This window comes from Arthrobacter sp. NPDC058127 (assembly GCF_042884555.1).
GTDB lineage: Bacteria > Actinomycetota > Actinomycetes > Actinomycetales > Micrococcaceae > Arthrobacter.
On record NZ_JBHVTT010000018.1, the window covers coordinates 21677 to 37664 of the forward strand.

The window sequence follows — 15988 nt, forward strand, 5'->3', positions numbered from 1 at the left end:
ATCAACCCGCCAGAGCTCCTCAGCCTGCCTGGTGGCCGGATTGAACTCCGCGATGCGCGCAGTGGCAGCACCAACTCGGTGGACCTGGTGGGCTTTGAAATTGGAAGGACGGCGGTTACTCGGGCCGAGTTTGCCGGTGTCAAGCGCGACCCCAGCCCTGGTCATTCTCCAAACGCGCCGGCACACGGTGTCACCTGGCTTGAGGCCATCGATTGGTGCAACGCGGCCTCGGGAGCGGAGGGTCTCAGCCCGGCATACGCCCGCACCGGACGAAACGTCGAATGGAACGTCGCGGCCAACGGCTACCGGCTGCCCACCGAGGCGGAATGGGAATACGCCTGCCGCGCCGGGTCCTCGGGTCCGCACTATGGTCCGCTCAACGAGATTGCATGGACCGCGAAGGACGGCTTGTCCGCACCCGCCGGCGTCGCGTTAAAGGCTCCCAACGAGTTCGGCGCCTACGACATGCTCGGCAACGTCTGGGAGTGGTGCTGGGACTACGCGGATCCGGCGAGATACGGCGACTACAGGACATTCCGTGGTGGTGGCTGGGCTGACGAAGACTGGAACGTGCGTGGGTCGGTACGGCGGGGCAGCGCTCCGGATGCCGTCCTGGAAGACGTTGGATTCCGGGTGGCACGTGGCGCAACGGGCATTCCAGCCGCAAGCTCTGGGCAGGGTTGGTCGGACGAAGCCGACAGGAGCCGGGCCAAAGTGCGCGGCCCGATTCCGTTCGGTTGGACTCCGCTGAAGTTCGACTAAGGGCGATATACCTATGCCCATTGACTCCCCTCCGCCGTCGGCATATCCTACAACCAAATGGTTGTAGATCAGCTCAGTGAAACCGAACTTGACCGCCTGTTCCAGGCACTTGCCGATGCCACGCGCCGGGATATCGTCCGACGAGTGACTATCGGGGAGTACTCAGTGTCCGGCTTGGCCGCTCTCTACGCCATGAGTTTCGCCGCTGTCCAGAAACACGTGGCGGTGTTGGAACGCGCGTCCCTCATAACGAAGGAGAAGCGCGGAAGGGAGCAGATCGTGCGGGGCAACCATGATGGCTTGCAAAAAGCCCGCCAGCTGCTCGATGAGTACGAGGCGATCTGGCGGCAGCGCGTCGAGCGGATCGCAGACATCCTCGCCGAAAAATAGGAAGGCTTCCGCAATGACGGTCATCAGTTCCACCAAGAATCCCGAAGCGTTGACCTTGACCCTCGTCGCTGAGTTCGATGCCAGCCCCGAACAGGTCTGGCAAATCTGGGAAAACCCGCGCCAGCTCGAGCGCTGGTGGGGTCCACCCACCTGGCCAGCCACGTTCGAGCAGTTCGAGTTCGAGCCGGGCGGGAGGGTCAGCTATTACATGACCGGTCCCGACGGCGAGAAGCCCCGCGGCTGGTGGCGCATCACGTCCGTCCAAGCTCCGACCCGGCTGGAGTTCGACGACGGTTTTGCCGACGAAAATGGCGCTCCCGTCGAGGACATTGGTGCCGGCCACGCGATCGTGACCATCGAGGAGATAGGCGACCGCACCCGCATGACCATCCTGTCCATCTTTGAATCAGAAGAACAGATGAAGAAGATGATCGACATGGGAATGGAAGAGGGAATGCAGGAGGCGGCCGGCCAGATCGACGCGCTCATTTCCGAGCACTCCCGCGCCTGACCCTTCCCTTTCGGACTGGCCCGGAACAGCGAACGACGGCGGGAGGTGACTCCCGCCGTCGTCGTCGCTTTGCGTCCGAAAGGGCGCTGTTACAGGGAGTGTGCGTCGAAGGCGGTGGCCTTGGCCGCGCCGCCGTTCAGGCTGACAGTGAAGGTGTTCGGCCCGCTGCAGGTAACCGCGATGCTGGCCTTGGGGGTGTTGTGGCGCACCGAGAAGTCGTGCACCAGCGCGTCCAGCGTGTGGTGGGTGGTTGAGCGGTCCCAAATCTTCAGGGTTACGGAGTCGGCAGTTTCAAACGTCATTGTTCAGTGCTTCCATTCATGAATCCGGATATCCGGCTATCGCGCCAGTGCGAAAGCCGCCGTACAAGCCTTTCCATAGTGCACAGTGAGGCGATGGCGGCTCAAGCCAGAACGGCGTTTGTTGCTAGTGAGACTCATCACAGCGGTGTCTAGTGGGATGCAAGGTGCAATGCGCCGAAGACGGGGTCCCGGGTGAGGACCTGCAGAGTGTCGAGGCCTCGAGTGGCAAGGGCTATACGCATGGCTGTCTGCAAAGGGGGCTGGTTCATGCCGAGGCCACCGCCGAGGACAATGGGCCCCTCGATGTTCAGTTGCTCAGCGCATTTTGCTGCCAACGAGGCAAGATCGGCGCCTGCCTGGAGGATCATGTCCAAGGAGGCGGCATGCCCCGAGGCCGCGCACTCAAAGACAATCGGTGATTTGGAAGCCCAATATTCGCGCCCGGTGTCGCCGTGGAAAAGGGCAATCAAACCCTCCGGGCCGAGGAGTCCACAAGATTTCACAAGCGCTTTCGTCAGTTCGTCGGGGCGCAGCCCGTTGTTCATGCGCTCGAGGCTGTACTTCACCGCCTCACGACCGAACCAGTAACCGCTGCCTTCGTCGCCAAGCAAGTAACCCCAGCCGCCCGCACGCGCCTCGTCCTCGCCGTTAGTACCCCAGGCCGCGGATCCAGTGCCGGCGATTACGGCGATTCCGGTGCTGCAACCTGCGGCAGCCAGCAGAAGGCGCGTGTCATGGACAACGGAGACGACGGCGTCGGGAGCCAATGGCTGGATCAGTTCCGCCAGTGCGTTCGCATCTTCGGCGGTGTCGATCCCTCCGGAACCAACCACCACGCGCGCAACGGACTCAGCGCGGAGGGTGGCAAAGACGCCCTCCAGGTTGCTGCGGGCCTGGGTCCGGCTTACGTTCTGGACATTGGCGCTGCCGCCGGCAGTATCGGCAACGGCAGTGCCATCCAACCATTTGATGCCGCGCGTCTTTGAACCTCCGATGTCCAAACCTACAACTGCGCCGATCGTACTGGGGTGTGTCACTGCTTAGCCCTGGTCTGCCCGGTAGAAGTACATCTCCCGCGATCCCGAAGGGGCATCCCAGCCTTGGGCGAACATCCACGTTCCGTCGAACTTGAGCAGGCCGCCCCAAGCCAGTGAGCCTCCCCTGTGCATCGCCTTCTGGGTGAACGGTTTGTCCACGTCGTAGAGTGCCTGCGCAGCGGAGAACTGGCCGTCTGCATCATCGTAGAAGAAGTCCAGCACTAGCTTGCCGCCGCCGCTCCCGGTGCTGCCGCCGTCGTCGACAATGGCGCAAGCCACTTCGTGCAAAGAGCCGCCCAGCGGCCCGAGGTCCAGATACTCCTGCGGCTCAAACGTCCAATTCACCATGTCTGTGGACCGTCCCACGTGCGTGGTCCCGCCGCAGCCCTCGGACAGATACATCAGGTAGTGCCCGCCGATCTTGACGGCGTCGCCCTGGGCGTTCCTGGGGATGACGGCCCCCTTGGCCCAGAACCGCGAAACCTCGTAAGGGACGGCCAAGCCGAGCTTTTCCCAATGGATCAAATCGTCGGACACCGCGACATTGATGTCGCAGCCGACATCGCCAAGGGGATAGACATCCGGGTCCTGGCCAGACTGCTCCTCGCTGCGGTCGATCGTCCAGATCCCGTTGTAAAACATGTAGTAGCGGCCATTGGCCTGGTACACCTTGGGATCTTCGCAGCCAAGGATCTCATTGTCCTGGGTGGGGTAGATCACCGGATTGGACGGGCTGTCCTGCCAACCGGTTTCGGGATCGTAGACGGCGACGCCGATGCGGCTCGAGACCGATTCCTTGCGCGGTGATGCGCGGTAGAAGAGGTAGAGCTTGCCGTCGCGCTCCATCACGGAGGGATTGAAGATCGAATCCGCGGTCCAGCCGATGCCGGTTGGATCGGCCCAGTCCTGGACTTGCCGGAACGTCAGGGAATCGTCCTTGTGGAACGGGCCAACGGCCCATTCCGGGTGCTCAGGATACTCGGCGGAGAACTGGTCGGTGGAAATGGTGTCGGTCAGCGGATTGCTGAACGTGAGCGCTCCCTCGTAGCTGTGGAGCAAGGCTTCTTTAGTGATTTTCTGCATGGGTTCTTCCTGTTGCGAAGGCTGGGAGCCGGTGGGGACTAGTTGCGGACCAGGGTCACCCAGGTGAAGCCACCCGGGGCTACAGTGACGCGGCCGGAGTGGTCTGCGCCGTTCTGGTCAGGACCTGGTGCGACGGGCTGGCCTGAAGCGTCAAAGGCTTGCTGGCTCACATGGAACCCTGGGGGCATGTCCACTTTTCGGTCGATGTTTCCCGGGGCCGCGCTGATGTACAGGGTCGATTGGCCTCCGGAGCCGGAGACGGAAACCGAGGAGATCTGCGGCTGCAGCAGCACACCGTCGATCGACACATCGCTTCCGGCCTTGGCGGTCAGGCTGTCCTGGCCGGCCGGCATCGCGTGGTCAAGGGAGAACGGGAAGAGCTTGCCCGGAGCTGCCGTGATGCCTTGCTCTCCGGCGCCACCGTTGGGCGTGGTGCCGAGGAAAGTGCTCCCGGACGTCCACGACGTCGTGCCGGCGGCTTCTGGGCGCTGGTTCACGATCGGGTACGCGTTCCGTGCCTGGTCCGAAACCGGGACCGGGATCGTCAGGGTACCGCCCGCGTTGAGGACGACGTATGCACCGCCGGACCAGTTCGCTTCACCAGTCCATGAGGAGGCAGGTTTGACCACTGCGCCGCCGGTGATGGTTCCGGATTCGGCTTCGGCCACCATGAGTCCGTCCGTCCCCACCGTGCTGCTGATCCCTAGGGCCTTGGCCTTGAGCTCCGGATCGGCGTCCAAGGCGAGCATGGACAACAACGTGTGGATGGTGGATTCCGCCCCGGAGTTGGGGTTGACGCGGCCGTCGGTTTCGATGCCGTCGATCGCTGTGCCTGTTGCCGGGTTGTACGCAGGCTTTCCACTGCGGTTGGCACCGAAGTACCAGCCGGCAGCAACCGCCGCGACGTCCAGCAGGCCGGGAGCATTCGCGGCTTTGGCGGTCGCCACGAGTCCTTCAACCCGCGAGTCCACGCCGTAGGCTATCTGCGCCTCACCCGGGGTCGGGCTCCAGGCATTATCCGGTCCGCCCGCGGCGAGGAGCTGCGGCGTGAACTGGGCGGAGTCCTTCACCGCGGCCGTCAGCAGATCAGGGCGATGCAGCAATGGTGACGCGTTCGCGACGGCGGCCGCGGCCATTCCGCCCCAAGCGTGCCACAGGGTCCGGGACTGGTTCCACGGAAGAATCGCGCCAAAGGGCCACTGCTGAACCGATCCCGAGGACATCCCGGCGATACCCTCGGTGAGCTGGCTCAGCGCGGTGGCGGCAGCGCCGTCGTCGGGCGCGGCCTTTGAGTAGGCGGAGAGTCCGAGCACGGCTTCCGCCGAGGCATCCGCCCCTCCGGTGATGAGCCAGGCAGGGACCTTGGCGCCGTCGGCAACGTCGTACTTCCCGTACTTGGCGAGCGACTGCTTGTTCAGGGACCCGACGGCGAGGTCCAGCCTGGACTGCAGGAACGCGGCGAACTGGGGATCGGCGGACTTGAACGCCGCATACCCTTCGCCCAGCGCCCACACGGTCCGGGCAAGCCAGTAGGACTCGGCTGAATCGCTGGGGTCGGGAAGTTCCACAGGCTTGGCGCTCGGCGTCAGTGCGCCATCGGCTTGCTGCCACAAGACCACGTTGCCGGCATTGGGGCCGGAAGTTGTCTGCAAATACGTCAGCTCGCGCAGCACGTCGAAGGCACGGGTGCGGCTCGAGGCGTCGCCGGTCTGCTGCCAATGACGCAAGTAGACGACGGCGGTGCGCGCAACGTCGTCCGCGTTGAAGGCCCCCTGGCTCCAGTTGCCTGTGACAGGGTCCTTGGAACCTCCGCCTACCCGCGTGTAGCTGCCGTCGGCATTCTTGTTGGCGTACGTCCACGGTGCTTGTGCTGCTGGGTGTTCGCCGATCTGGTACGTCGTGTGGCCATCCACGGCGTGCAGGGGAACCGTGTCCAGCAGGAAATTCAGGTGGGAAAGATTGGTCAACGGCGCCTGCGACGCAGCAGCTTGCGCCTGAGACGCCGTGGCCGGAACCGGCTGCGTCGCTGAGGCCACGCCTGCCCCGGCCAGGAGCATCGACAGCGTTGCAACAACTGCCACCGGGGCGGATTTCAGCCGTGCATAAACAAGGGGAGGTGTCATGTCTAACTCCTAGGGGCGTGGAAGAGGGGCTGGACTGCCGGGCGCGGTACTGCTTTTAGGCGCGGTCCAGGCGCGCCACGCCGATCTTCGAATCAGCCATGCCATAGAAGACGAACAGCTGCTCGCCGATCTTCTCTATTGCCGTCGGGAAAACGACGTTGGGGACGATGCCGGAGATCTCGTCCTCCGTTTCCGGTGCCAGGAGCGGCTTGTCACTGCGGGCGATCACGATCGAGGGATCGTCACTGTCGAGGATCATCGCAGCGGCGGTGTAGTTGACGTTCTGCTGGTGGTCGAAGGCGGACTTTTCCATCGATCCGGAGACGCCGTGGTAGATCAGGAGCCAGCCCTCGTCGACCCGGATCGGTGCCGGTCCGCCGCCGATCTTGAGTTCTTCGAAGGGGAACTCGCTCAGGGCGACGAGCTTGTGCTTGCGCATGTGGACGAGGTTGCGGATGTCCTTTTCGACGTCGGCAACTGCGACGTAGGAAATCCAAATGCCGGGGCGGTTGTCATCGAGGCCGGCCGGCAGGTGCTCGCCTTCGCCCTCGCGGATCCAACCGAGGTCCCACATGGGGCGGTGCAGCAAAGCGTAGGAGGGAACGCCGTCGGGATCGTTGACTGGTTCCGGGAAGAACACGGCATCCTTGTTGGCGAACAAGTTCAAGTCCATGGACAGGTCGGCCTGATACTCGAAGTGGCAAGGCCCCAGGCGGTCCCACGTGCGCAGGTCTTCGGAATGGGCGAAGGCCAGGCGGGGGCCCAGCGGTCCGTACGCAACATAGGTCATGAGGTGGCGGCCGAGGGACGGCACCCAGGTGATGCGGGGATCTTCCGTTCCCGCGTTGTTGAGGCCCCTTTCCCATCCTTCGTCCGGTGCCAGGACGACGCCCTGGCGTTCGACGCCGGACGGCACGCCGTCGTCGTCGATGATCACCTTGGCGAGCCCGACGCGGGAGACGTTGCCTTTCGCCACGAGGCGCGGCAGGAGGTACAGCTCACCGTCGGGTCCGCGGCCGCTGGCCGGGTTGAGGACGCCTTCGGCTTCGAACTCGTTCCCGTCCTCCGGAGTCATGATGACGCCGGCGCGGGTGAGGGTGAAGGGGACGGTGGGGAGTGCTGAAGTTGGGGAAGTCATAGAGCTTAGCCCTTTACGCTTGAACCGATATTGGTGGAAATGAATTGGCGCTGGAAGAAGATGAACAGCGCGACGGCGGGGGCCGCGAGGACGCAGGCACCGGCAAGGATGGCGCCGAACGGGTTGGATGCCGTGGCGGCAATGTTCGAGATGTAGTTCGCCAGGGAGACGGCGAGCGGTTGAATGGCTTGGTCCTTGGTGACGAGGAACGGCCACAGGAACTCATTCCACGGACCGATGAAAGTCAGCAGGACTGCCGTGACGATGGCGGGCCGGACCAGGGGGATCGCGATCTGCCAGAGGATCCTCAGCTCGCTGGCTCCGTCGATGCGGGCGGCTTCGAACAAGGTGGAGGGCAGCTGCATGAAGTACTGACGGAAGACGAACACCGCGGTCGAATTGATCGCGAACGGCAGGATCATGCCCAGGTACGTGTCCGCGAGGCCGTAGTCCCGGACGATCATGACGTACAGCGGGATGAGCAGGAGCTGGAACGGAATCATCTGCACCAGCAGCATCATCCCGAAGACAAACCCCTTGCCGCGGAATTGCATCTGGGCGAGCGCGTAGCCCACCAGGAGCCCGAAAACCACGGTGAAGAAAATGACGCCACCGGTGAAGATACCCGAGTTGACCAGGCCTTTCAGCAGGTCGATCGAGTTGTTGATGTTGCTGTAGTTCTCGCCGGTGATGTTTGCCGGGCTTGGGAACGCGCCGGCCACTGAAGTGTCCGGGGAGGTCTGCAGCGAGCCGATGAACATGTAGTAGAACGGGAACAGGAAGACGAACGCTCCTAGTGCCAGCAACACGAAGCTGCCCACGCCGAGGTTCTTTCGCTTCGCCACGGAACTGCCCTTGCGGGAGGCCGGCGCTACGTGTGCCGGGGCTTCGGAAGTCGCTCCTTCGTGAGCGCCGGCACCAGGCCGGCGGGCGTCGTCGTCGTTCCTGAGAGGCGCTTTATTGAAAATCGACACGTTAGTCCTCCTTCCCGCCTACGAGGCGTTTCTGGATCAAGGCGATCAGCAACACGCCGATCACCAGCACCACGCCCAGCGCTGCTGCCACATCGGGATTCCCCTGCAGGATTCCCTTCTGGTACATGAGGAACACGGGCGACGTCGAGGCTCCGTCCGGTCCGCCTCCGCCCGTGAGCAGATAGGGCTCAGTGAACAGGTTCGCTCCTGTGATGGTGGCGAGCAGCGTCACCAATACGCTGGCCGAGCGCACTCCCGGAACGGTGATGTTCCAGAACTGGACCCATTTGTTCCCGCCGTCCACCGAGGCCGACTCGTAGAGCTCGTCCGGGATGTTTTGAAGGGCGGCCAGGTAGAGCAGGATGAAGAACCCCAATTGCTTCCACGTCACGTACAAAGCGACGGTCGGCATTGCCAGCCAGGAGTTCGTCAACCACGAGGGGTTCGGGGCCAGCGGCCCCAGAATGGAGTTGACCAGCCCGTCCTGCTGGAACAGGAAAAGCCAGACCCCGACGACGGCGACGCTCGCCGTGACGTATGGGACGTAGTAGCTGACCCGGAAGAAGGTCTTGAGCCGGGTGACGCGGTTCAAGGCGTTGGCCAGGACCAGGGACAGGCCCACGGTCAGCGGCACGTTGATGATCAGGAAGACGCCGATATTGGCGAAGGAACGCTGTACTTCGGGATCGGACAGGACGCTGATGTAGTTGTCCAACCCCACGAAGGGACGGTCAACCTGGACGCCCGGAGCAGTGAAGAAGAATTGGTGGAAGGAAATGTAGACGGCGTACCCAAGCGGATAGGCCAGCACCGCAAGGACGAAGATGACGTAGGGGGCGCTGAACAGCAGTCCCAATGGCTGGCGGCCCAGGAAGTTCTTGCGTTTCCTGGGCGCCTGCCGCTGGTCCACGGTCCGCCCGGCAGTGTCTCCCGTGGCGGGACCCCCAGCTGAGCGAAGTGACATGGGGATTCGCCTGCTACTTCTGGGCTGCCAGTTGGTTGATCTTGTCAGATGCACCCTTGAAGGCGTCGTCGATGCTCTGGTTGCCGAAGATCACGGACTTGCTCCAGGCGTCACGGAAGGTCTGCCAGATCTGGACTGAGTTGGAGACGTTGGGGACTTCCACGGTCCGCGCGGCTTCGTCGGCGAAGGTCTTGTAGGCCGGGTTCTGGTTGAAGTAGTCCGCGTAGGTGGTGGCCAAGTCCTTGCGCATCGGCATCTGGCCGGTTCCGGAGAGGAGCTTGCCGTCTTGTTCCTTGCTGGTGGCGAACTTCATGACCTCCCACGCGGTGCCTTGGTTCTTGCACGAGGAGTACATGGCGATGTTCTTGGCGTCGGAGAAGGTGGAGCCGTCGGTCTGGGCTTGAGTACCCGGGACCGGGACCGTGCCCCAGTTCACCTTGCCCTTGTAAGCCGCGACTGCCCAGGGGCCGGCGAGGGACATGCCGGCCTTGCCATCAGCGAAGGAGTCACCCTTGTACGCTTCCTTGGATGCCAGGTTCTCCTTGTAGAGCGTCTGGAACATGGTGGCGACCTGCTTGCCTTGATCGCTGTCAAAGGTGGACTTGCCATCCTTGAGCAGCGTGGTGCCACCCGAATTGGCGGCATAGAACGGGTAGAAGTCGAACCAGGGCTGGTAGAAATCGCTCGTGGGCGAAGGCCACACGGCGTTCGCGACTGCGCCGGACTTCACGAGGGTGCGGGCAGTGTCCAGGAACTCGGACTGCGTGGCAAGCTTGGGCTTTTCCGGGTCCAGGCCGGCCTTCGCGAAGACGTCCTTGTTGTAGAAGAGGACCACCGGGTTGGACTTCCACGGAAGCTGGTACGTCTTGCCGTCGGAGGACTTGTACTGATTGGCGAGGTCGCCGGTACGGTCCTTGATGTACTGGGCGCCGTCCGGGAAAGAGTCCAGCGGGACCAGGCCACCCTGCTTCTGGAACTGCGGAACAGCTACCGGGGCAGTGTTGAAGACCAGGCAGGGAGCGTTGCCGGCAGTGATTGCTGCCCCGATGACCTCTTCGGAGCTCTTGCCAGCGGGGATTTCCTGCGCATCGACTTGCTGGTCAGGGTGGGCAGCGTTCCATGAAGCCACCATGTCCTTGCCCCACTTCACCTCGAACTCGTTGTTGGAGTACCAGATCTTGATGGGTCCCTTGGCCGTGGTGGCGGAGTTCGCTCCAGAAGCTGTGCTGCTGGAGGCGCCTCCACCGCATGCTGCCAGGCCGGCTCCGATAACGGCAATAGCGGTAAGGGAGAGGACTCTCGAACTGATTTTTCCGTGCTTCATTGCAACTCCTTTTGCGGGTAAAAACAGAAAATGCGGTGGCGGCATTGCCTTCAAACGGGAATGGCAAATAGCCCCACCCAATTGCGGGTAAATCGGTAATAGTCAGGCTGGACGTCTGAGGCGGCTAGTTTGTCGGCATGCTGGGGGCCGGCCCGGTGGATGCACGGACTACCAGTTTTGGCGATGGCAGATAGACGTCTTCAGCCGGGGCTCCGCCGAGGAGGCTCAGCAACTGCTGGGCGGCAACCCGCCCCCAGAGCAGTGGATCGGCGGGAACAGTTGTCAACGGAGGGTTGAGATATGTCGCGAGCTCGGTGTCGTCGTAGCCCGTGATGGATAGATCGTCGGGAACAGCCAGTCCGAGGGACTGGGCGTAGGACTGTCCGGCAGTGGCCATCAGATCGTTCGCGTAGATGATCGCAGTGGGTCGCTTGGGCGAGCGAAGCAGCTCCGCGGTAGCAGCCAATCCGCCGGCTGCGGTGAAGTCGGCTTCAATGAAGGAACCGGCTTCGAGCCCGGCTTTCGACATGGCGTTTTGCCAAGCCAACCGCCGGCTTCGGCCGTGGATGTAACTCTGCGGTCCGCCCACGTGCCCGATTCTGGTGTGTCCCAGGGAAACGAGGTGCTCGACGGCGGCCGCTATGCCTTCCGTATCGTCCATGCAGACGGCAGGGAACGGCGAGGGGGTTTCAGGCCGGTTGAGGGTGACGGCCGGAATCTTCAGGCTCGTCAACAAAGCGATCCGGGAGTCGTCAACCCTCATGTCCGTAAGGATGACGCCGTCCACGCGGCTGTCGGCAGCCAGCTTCCGATAGCCCAGTTCCTCAGCTTCGGCGCTGGCGGCGACCGTGAGGACCAGCGCGTATTCGTGCTCAACGAGGGTGGTCTCGATCCCGGCGATGAACGCGGGGAAGAAGGGGTCCGTTCCCAAAAGCCTGGGATCCCTTGCCACCACGAGCCCCACGGCGAAGGCTTTGGCGGACGACAGGCTCTTGGCGCGAAGATTCGGCTTCCACCCCAGTTCCCTGGCTACCCTGAGAATGCGCTCCCGGGTGTCATCACTGACGCCGGGCTGCCCATTCAACGCGTACGAGACGGCACCCTTGCTCACGCCGGCTGCCTGCGCAACGTCGTTGATGGTCACTGTCATGTTTGCCTCATTGCCACTTGGTGATTGGGGTCACTGAACCGGTTTTGTTATCTCTACTGAACCGGTTCAGAGAACTCTTGTCAAGGGCAAACGAGAAATTGATGGGTATTTGCGCGTCGTTTCCAGGCAGTCGACGACGCTGGCGATCGCTCAGACGGCACTGGCGGCCGGTATAACCCAACTGACTCGCAGTTGTTGTCGTTATGAGGGCTCATAACGACAACAACTGCGAGTCAGTGGGGAACGCGGGGACGGGAATCAGCAGCCCTCGAAGTCCGTGAGCACCTTCACTTTGTCGGCCGACGCCGAGGCCGGGTCGAAGGCATAGCCGAGCCATTCCCGTGCCAGCCTGCTGGCCAGTTCCACCCCGACTACGCGCTGGCCCATCGTGAGCACCTGGCAATCGTTGGACAGGATGGATCGCTCGACGGAGAAGGAATCGTGGGCCGTGGTGGCGCGGATTCCGTCCACTTTGTTCGCCGCGATGGCCACGCCGATTCCGGTGCCGCAGAACAGGATGGCCCGGTCTGCATGGCCGTCCCGGATGAGTTCTCCCGCCTTGATCCCGACGTACGGGTAGGGAGTGGTGAAGTCTTCCAAGGAGTCGCCGCGGTTGACGCCGATGTCGATGATTTCGCTGATCCGCGGATCGTCCCGCAGGTCTGCCATGATCCGGTCTTTGTAGTCCACGCCTGCTTCGTCGGCACCCAGGATGAGTCGGAAACCTTTCGTGGTCATGCCGCGACCTTCCCAGCGCTCACAAGATGCGGGCCCATGACCGTGAAGATCATCGCCAACGAGGTAGCTCCAGGGTCGGCGGTGCCCACGCTCTTCTCCGCGAGCGGACGGGCCCGCCCCTTGAGGGGACGGAGCGAGGCGGTGGATTGCGCAGCCAAAGTGGCCGCTGCGGCAGCTTCAGCCCAGGCAAGCTCCGGAAGGATGCCTTCGGAGACGCGCTCGCTGAAGGTTTCGGCGAAGGGGAGCAGTGCATCCACCATGGTTTTGTCACCGATCTCGGCCTTGCCCAGGTCAGTGATCCGCGCAGCGAACGCTGTCACGGCAGCGGCAAGTTCAGCCGGTTCCGGCGCCTCGTCATTGCCAAGGGATTCGCCGAATGCCCGGAGCCCTGCGCCCCACAGCACGCCCGACGTTCCGCCGGCTTTGTCCGCCCAAGCGTCGCCTGCGGCTCCCAACATATCGCCGGCTCCGGCGCCATTGGCCAAAGCAGCACACGCTGCCGCAGTGGCGGCATCGATGCCGCGGACCATCCCGCGGCCGTGGTCGCCGTCGCCCGCTACCGCGTCCATGTCGCCGAGGTGCGATTCGGCGTCGTGCAGTGCTTTCCGCGCGGCCTCAAGCGCGGCCGCGCAGTTCGCGGCATAGTCGCGCGAGTCCAGGGTGGCCGCGAAAGCGATAGCCTCAGCGCCGCCGTCGTACGCCTCCTCCGAAAGCAAACCGCCGGCAAGGGTGGCGTTGCCGCGCCGGTAAGCGGGTGTTTCGGCGGGTGCCGTCCAGAGCGGCTCGAGTTCATCGTCCAGCCACGTGATGGTGAGGGAAACGCCGGACATGTCCAGGCTCGTGACCAGTTCGCCCGCCTCCGGCATGACCAAGGTGTAACCGGCTGCGCGCAGCAACGGGGCCACCGTCAGCCACAGGACGAAGAGTTCCTCGTGCTTGGTGGAGCCGAGTCCGTTGAGGATGACGGCGAGGCGGTTTCCCGCTCCGTGCGGGGTCTCTGCCAGTAGCCGAGCGACGAGTTCCTGGCCGAGTTCCTTGGCCGGCGGAAGGTCGGTGTCGAACAATCCGGGCTCGCCGTGGATGCCCAGGCCAAGTCCCATCTGCTTGTCCTTGAGCGTGAACAGCGGCGTGTCGGCGCCGGGGAAGGTGCAGCCGTGGAATGCGCTGCCGATGGTACGGGTCAGGTTATTGGCTTTCCGGCCCAGGCGCACGACGTCGGCCAGTCCGGCTCCCGCTTCGGCGGCGGCGCCCATGATCTTGAAGACCGTGAAGTCGCCCGCGATGCCGCGGCGTTTGGCCGATTCCGACGGCGGCGCGCTCGCGATGTCGTCCGTCACCAGCACGTTTTCGACGGCGATGCCTTCCGCAGCCAAGCGCTCGCTGGCCATGCCGAAGTTCAGGACGTCTCCGGCGTAGTTGCCGTAGGTGAACACCACGCCGGCGCCGGAATCTGCAGCCTTGGCCACGGAGTAGGCCTGTTGGGCGGACGGCGAGGTGAAGATGTTGCCCACGACGGCGCCGTCGGCCAGTCCAGCACCGATGAGTCCGGCGAATGCCGGGTAGTGGCCGGATCCGCCGCCGGCCAGGACGGCCACCTTGGGCTGCTCGGGACGACGGCGGCGAACTGCGCCGCCGGGAACCTGGCGCACCAGGCCGGAGTGGAGGTCGCAGAAGCCGGCGAGGGCTTCGTCTGCGAAATCGGCGGGATCGTTGAAGATTTTGGTCATCGTGGGCTCTTTCGGCTACGGATGCGGGGGTTGCTAGTGGATGTGGCTTCCACCGTTGATGTCGATGGTGGTTCCTGTGAGGTAGGCGGATTCCTCGGAAGAGAGGAACGTGATGACGGCGGCGACTTCCTCCGTGGTGGCGTTGCGGCCCAGGGGGATGCCGGCGTTGATGGCGGCTTCCTGCTCATCGGTGCTGCCGACGCGGATGTTGGTGTCAACGGCGCCCGGAGTAATGGCGTTCACGGTGACGCCGGTGGCGCCGATTTCGCGCGCCAGCGCCTTGGTGAAGCCCAGGATGGCGGCCTTCGCGGCGGAGTAGGGGACCTTGCCGAACACGCCGCCGCCACGCTGGGCGGAGACCGAAGACATGTTCACGATGCGGCCCCAGCCGTTGGCGATCATGTCCGGCAGGAAGGCCTTGGTCACCAGGTAGGTGCCGGTGGCGTTCACGTCCATGACCTTGTGCCACAGTTCCAGCGTGGTTTCGAGGAACGGCACGGGCGAGGTGATGCCCGCGATGTTGGCGAGGGCGCCGACGGCGGGGAGGTTGCCTGCGCTGATCTCGGCGGCGACTACTTTGTAGGCCGCGTTGACGGAAGCTTCGTTGGCGACGTCGATCTCGTAGCCGAACGCGGGGACGTTGAACTGGTTGCCGATTTCCGCTGCGACCTTGGCGGACTTCTCGCCGTCGAGGTCCAGGATCACCACGGCCCAGCCGGCGTTGGCGTAGCGGCGTGCGGTGGTGATGCCGATGCCCCGGTCCGAGGTTGCCCCGGTGAGGACGGCGGTGCGCTGGATGGTGGTGGTCATGATGCTCCTTGGGTTTGTTGTTGTGAAAGTCAGATGAGGTCTGTGATGAAGCTGGCGGCTTTGGCGGCCGCCGCCGGTCGTTCGTCGTGGGTGACGTCGCGGGTTTCGAGCTCGAGCGAGAAATGGCCGCTGTAGCCGGTGGCTGCGAGCGAGCTGAGTCCGGCGGCGAAGTCCGCCTGGCCGTTTCCGATGCTGAGGTTGATGTTGCCCGGAACCGCGTCCCGCAAGTGGACATGTGCTATCCGGCCGCGATGGCGTTCGATGTATTGCAGCGGTTCTTCGCCCGCGGCGACGATGTGGCTGAAGTCCATGACAATCCCGACGCCGGAGCCCGCCAGCCGCGCCGCTAGCTGTTCGGCGCGCTCCAGGCTCCAGCAGAACCGGAGGAAATGCAGGGATTCGGTCCAGAGTTCGACGCCGAACTCCGCCGCGCGCTGTCCGGCACCGATGAGTTGGGCTGCGATGGTGTCCAGGTCCTCGTCGAGGCCGCGGACCGGATCGCGGGACAACGTTCCGCACGGGAGGACCAAGGCCTTCGCTCCGGTGTTGGCCGTGAGGGTGAGGAGTGCGTCAAGGTGACTTTCGCGGGCGGCGCGCTGGCCGGCGTCGAGCACTGCGTTGAGGTCTCCTATGTCGCCGTTGACCGAACGGACCCGCAACCCTGAGGCGGCGACCTCCGCGGTCACGGCCGCGACGGCGTCGGAATCAAGCTCATAGGGAACGTGATCGCAGACACCCGGCAGCGCGCCGAGGTCGATCTCCTCAAAGCCCAAACCGCCGATGGTGCGCAGGGCGGTGGGCAGATCCTGGTGCCGGAAGCTGATGGACGAGCAACCGAGTCGGGAGTTGAACATCTTCGTTTCCTCCAGTCGTGCCCGAAGGCAGTAGTGATGGGAACCACAGTAGCTAGGTTAACTGTTAACAGTCAACCCTTGAAGTTGACTGTTGACAGAAA

The 15988-nt window shown here is 63.7% G+C and carries 16 protein-coding genes; 3 read left to right on the plus strand and 13 right to left on the minus strand.

Annotation, left to right across the window (positions count from 1 at the left end; all coding sequences use genetic code 11):
- The 3 genes from ACFVTG_RS19400 to ACFVTG_RS19410 are packed head-to-tail and all read left to right on the plus strand — an operon-like array spanning position 1 to position 1663.
- Positions 1 to 762 carry a formylglycine-generating enzyme family protein gene (locus ACFVTG_RS19400; RefSeq protein ID WP_390282581.1) on the plus strand — a complete coding sequence of 254 codons (762 nt, stop codon included), beginning with the start codon at positions 1 to 3 and terminating at the stop codon, positions 760 to 762.
- A 57-nt stretch (positions 763 to 819) separates the two neighbouring features.
- The gene (locus tag ACFVTG_RS19405; protein ID WP_284753649.1) at positions 820 to 1152 is read left to right on the plus strand and encodes a metalloregulator ArsR/SmtB family transcription factor; all 333 of its coding nucleotides are present in this window, start codon (positions 820 to 822) and stop codon (positions 1150 to 1152) included.
- A 13-nt stretch (positions 1153 to 1165) separates the two neighbouring features.
- Positions 1166 to 1663, plus strand: coding sequence for an SRPBCC domain-containing protein (locus ACFVTG_RS19410; protein ID WP_390282500.1), 498 nt, complete (start codon positions 1166 to 1168; stop codon positions 1661 to 1663).
- A gap of 89 nt (positions 1664 to 1752) precedes the next feature.
- Here the strand turns inward: ACFVTG_RS19410 and ACFVTG_RS19415 are convergent, their stop codons facing one another.
- The 13 genes from ACFVTG_RS19415 to ACFVTG_RS19475 form a co-directional block, all read right to left on the minus strand.
- Entirely contained in the window at positions 1753 to 1965 is a 213-nt protein-coding gene (locus ACFVTG_RS19415) for a hypothetical protein (protein WP_284753651.1), read from the minus strand.
- A 149-nt stretch (positions 1966 to 2114) separates the two neighbouring features.
- Positions 2115 to 3002 carry an N-acetylglucosamine kinase gene (locus tag ACFVTG_RS19420; RefSeq protein WP_390282501.1) on the minus strand — a complete coding sequence of 296 codons (888 nt, stop codon included), beginning with the start codon at positions 3000 to 3002 and terminating at the stop codon, positions 2115 to 2117.
- 3 nt (positions 3003 to 3005) lie between these two features.
- The gene (locus ACFVTG_RS19425) at positions 3006 to 4085 is read right to left on the minus strand and encodes a hypothetical protein (RefSeq protein ID WP_390282503.1); all 1080 of its coding nucleotides are present in this window, start codon (positions 4083 to 4085) and stop codon (positions 3006 to 3008) included.
- Between the two features lie 38 nt (positions 4086 to 4123).
- On the minus strand, positions 4124 to 6208 hold the full coding sequence (locus ACFVTG_RS19430) for a hypothetical protein (RefSeq protein ID WP_390282504.1): 2085 nt from the start codon (positions 6206 to 6208) through the stop codon (positions 4124 to 4126).
- Positions 6209 to 6263: 55 nt separating this feature from the next.
- Positions 6264 to 7346: a glycosidase gene (locus ACFVTG_RS19435; RefSeq protein WP_390282505.1), complete on the minus strand. Its 1083-nt coding sequence runs from the start codon at positions 7344 to 7346 to the stop codon at positions 6264 to 6266.
- Between the two features lie 5 nt (positions 7347 to 7351).
- Positions 7352 to 8107, minus strand: coding sequence for a carbohydrate ABC transporter permease (locus ACFVTG_RS19440; RefSeq protein WP_390282582.1), 756 nt, complete (start codon positions 8105 to 8107; stop codon positions 7352 to 7354).
- Positions 8108 to 8321: 214 nt separating this feature from the next.
- Positions 8322 to 9284 (minus strand): sugar ABC transporter permease, encoded by a 963-nt coding sequence (locus ACFVTG_RS19445; RefSeq protein ID WP_284753657.1) that lies wholly within the window; start codon positions 9282 to 9284, stop codon positions 8322 to 8324.
- A 13-nt stretch (positions 9285 to 9297) separates the two neighbouring features.
- On the minus strand, positions 9298 to 10608 hold the full coding sequence (locus tag ACFVTG_RS19450) for an extracellular solute-binding protein (RefSeq protein ID WP_284753659.1): 1311 nt from the start codon (positions 10606 to 10608) through the stop codon (positions 9298 to 9300).
- 124 nt (positions 10609 to 10732) lie between these two features.
- On the minus strand, positions 10733 to 11758 hold the full coding sequence (locus ACFVTG_RS19455; protein ID WP_390282506.1) for a LacI family DNA-binding transcriptional regulator: 1026 nt from the start codon (positions 11756 to 11758) through the stop codon (positions 10733 to 10735).
- A 258-nt stretch (positions 11759 to 12016) separates the two neighbouring features.
- Positions 12017 to 12496, minus strand: coding sequence for an RpiB/LacA/LacB family sugar-phosphate isomerase (locus tag ACFVTG_RS19460; protein WP_284753661.1), 480 nt, complete (start codon positions 12494 to 12496; stop codon positions 12017 to 12019).
- On the minus strand, positions 12493 to 14223 hold the full coding sequence (locus ACFVTG_RS19465) for a dihydroxyacetone kinase family protein (RefSeq protein WP_390282507.1): 1731 nt from the start codon (positions 14221 to 14223) through the stop codon (positions 12493 to 12495). Before ACFVTG_RS19465 ends, ACFVTG_RS19460 begins: the two co-directional genes overlap by 4 nt.
- 33 nt (positions 14224 to 14256) lie before the next feature.
- Complete coding sequence (locus ACFVTG_RS19470) at positions 14257 to 15033, minus strand: SDR family NAD(P)-dependent oxidoreductase (RefSeq protein ID WP_390282508.1); 777 nt, start codon at positions 15031 to 15033, stop codon at positions 14257 to 14259.
- Between the two features lie 29 nt (positions 15034 to 15062).
- Positions 15063 to 15887, minus strand: a complete 825-nt coding sequence (locus ACFVTG_RS19475) for a sugar phosphate isomerase/epimerase family protein (protein ID WP_390282511.1) — start codon at positions 15885 to 15887, stop codon at positions 15063 to 15065.
- Positions 15888 to 15988 lie beyond the last annotated feature (101 nt).

Coding starts and splice junctions, on each gene's coding strand:
- ACFVTG_RS19445 (WP_284753657.1), bottom strand. CDS start 9,284: ATGTCACTTCGCTCAGCTGGGGGTCCCGCCACGGGAGACACTGCCGGG.
- ACFVTG_RS19475 (WP_390282511.1), bottom strand. CDS start 15,887: ATGTTCAACTCCCGACTCGGTTGCTCGTCCATCAGCTTCCGGCACCAG.
- ACFVTG_RS19430 (WP_390282504.1), bottom strand. CDS start 6,208: ATGACACCTCCCCTTGTTTATGCACGGCTGAAATCCGCCCCGGTGGCA.
- ACFVTG_RS19425 (WP_390282503.1), bottom strand. CDS start 4,085: ATGCAGAAAATCACTAAAGAAGCCTTGCTCCACAGCTACGAGGGAGCG.
- ACFVTG_RS19440 (WP_390282582.1), bottom strand. CDS start 8,107: ATGTTCATCGGCTCGCTGCAGACCTCCCCGGACACTTCAGTGGCCGGC.
- ACFVTG_RS19450 (WP_284753659.1), bottom strand. CDS start 10,608: ATGAAGCACGGAAAAATCAGTTCGAGAGTCCTCTCCCTTACCGCTATT.
- ACFVTG_RS19410 (WP_390282500.1), top strand. CDS start 1,166: ATGACGGTCATCAGTTCCACCAAGAATCCCGAAGCGTTGACCTTGACC.
- ACFVTG_RS19415 (WP_284753651.1), bottom strand. CDS start 1,965: ATGACGTTTGAAACTGCCGACTCCGTAACCCTGAAGATTTGGGACCGC.
- ACFVTG_RS19460 (WP_284753661.1), bottom strand. CDS start 12,496: ATGACCACGAAAGGTTTCCGACTCATCCTGGGTGCCGACGAAGCAGGC.
- ACFVTG_RS19435 (WP_390282505.1), bottom strand. CDS start 7,346: ATGACTTCCCCAACTTCAGCACTCCCCACCGTCCCCTTCACCCTCACC.
- ACFVTG_RS19465 (WP_390282507.1), bottom strand. CDS start 14,223: ATGACCAAAATCTTCAACGATCCCGCCGATTTCGCAGACGAAGCCCTC.
- ACFVTG_RS19470 (WP_390282508.1), bottom strand. CDS start 15,033: ATGACCACCACCATCCAGCGCACCGCCGTCCTCACCGGGGCAACCTCG.
- ACFVTG_RS19455 (WP_390282506.1), bottom strand. CDS start 11,758: ATGACAGTGACCATCAACGACGTTGCGCAGGCAGCCGGCGTGAGCAAG.
- ACFVTG_RS19405 (WP_284753649.1), top strand. CDS start 820: ATGGTTGTAGATCAGCTCAGTGAAACCGAACTTGACCGCCTGTTCCAG.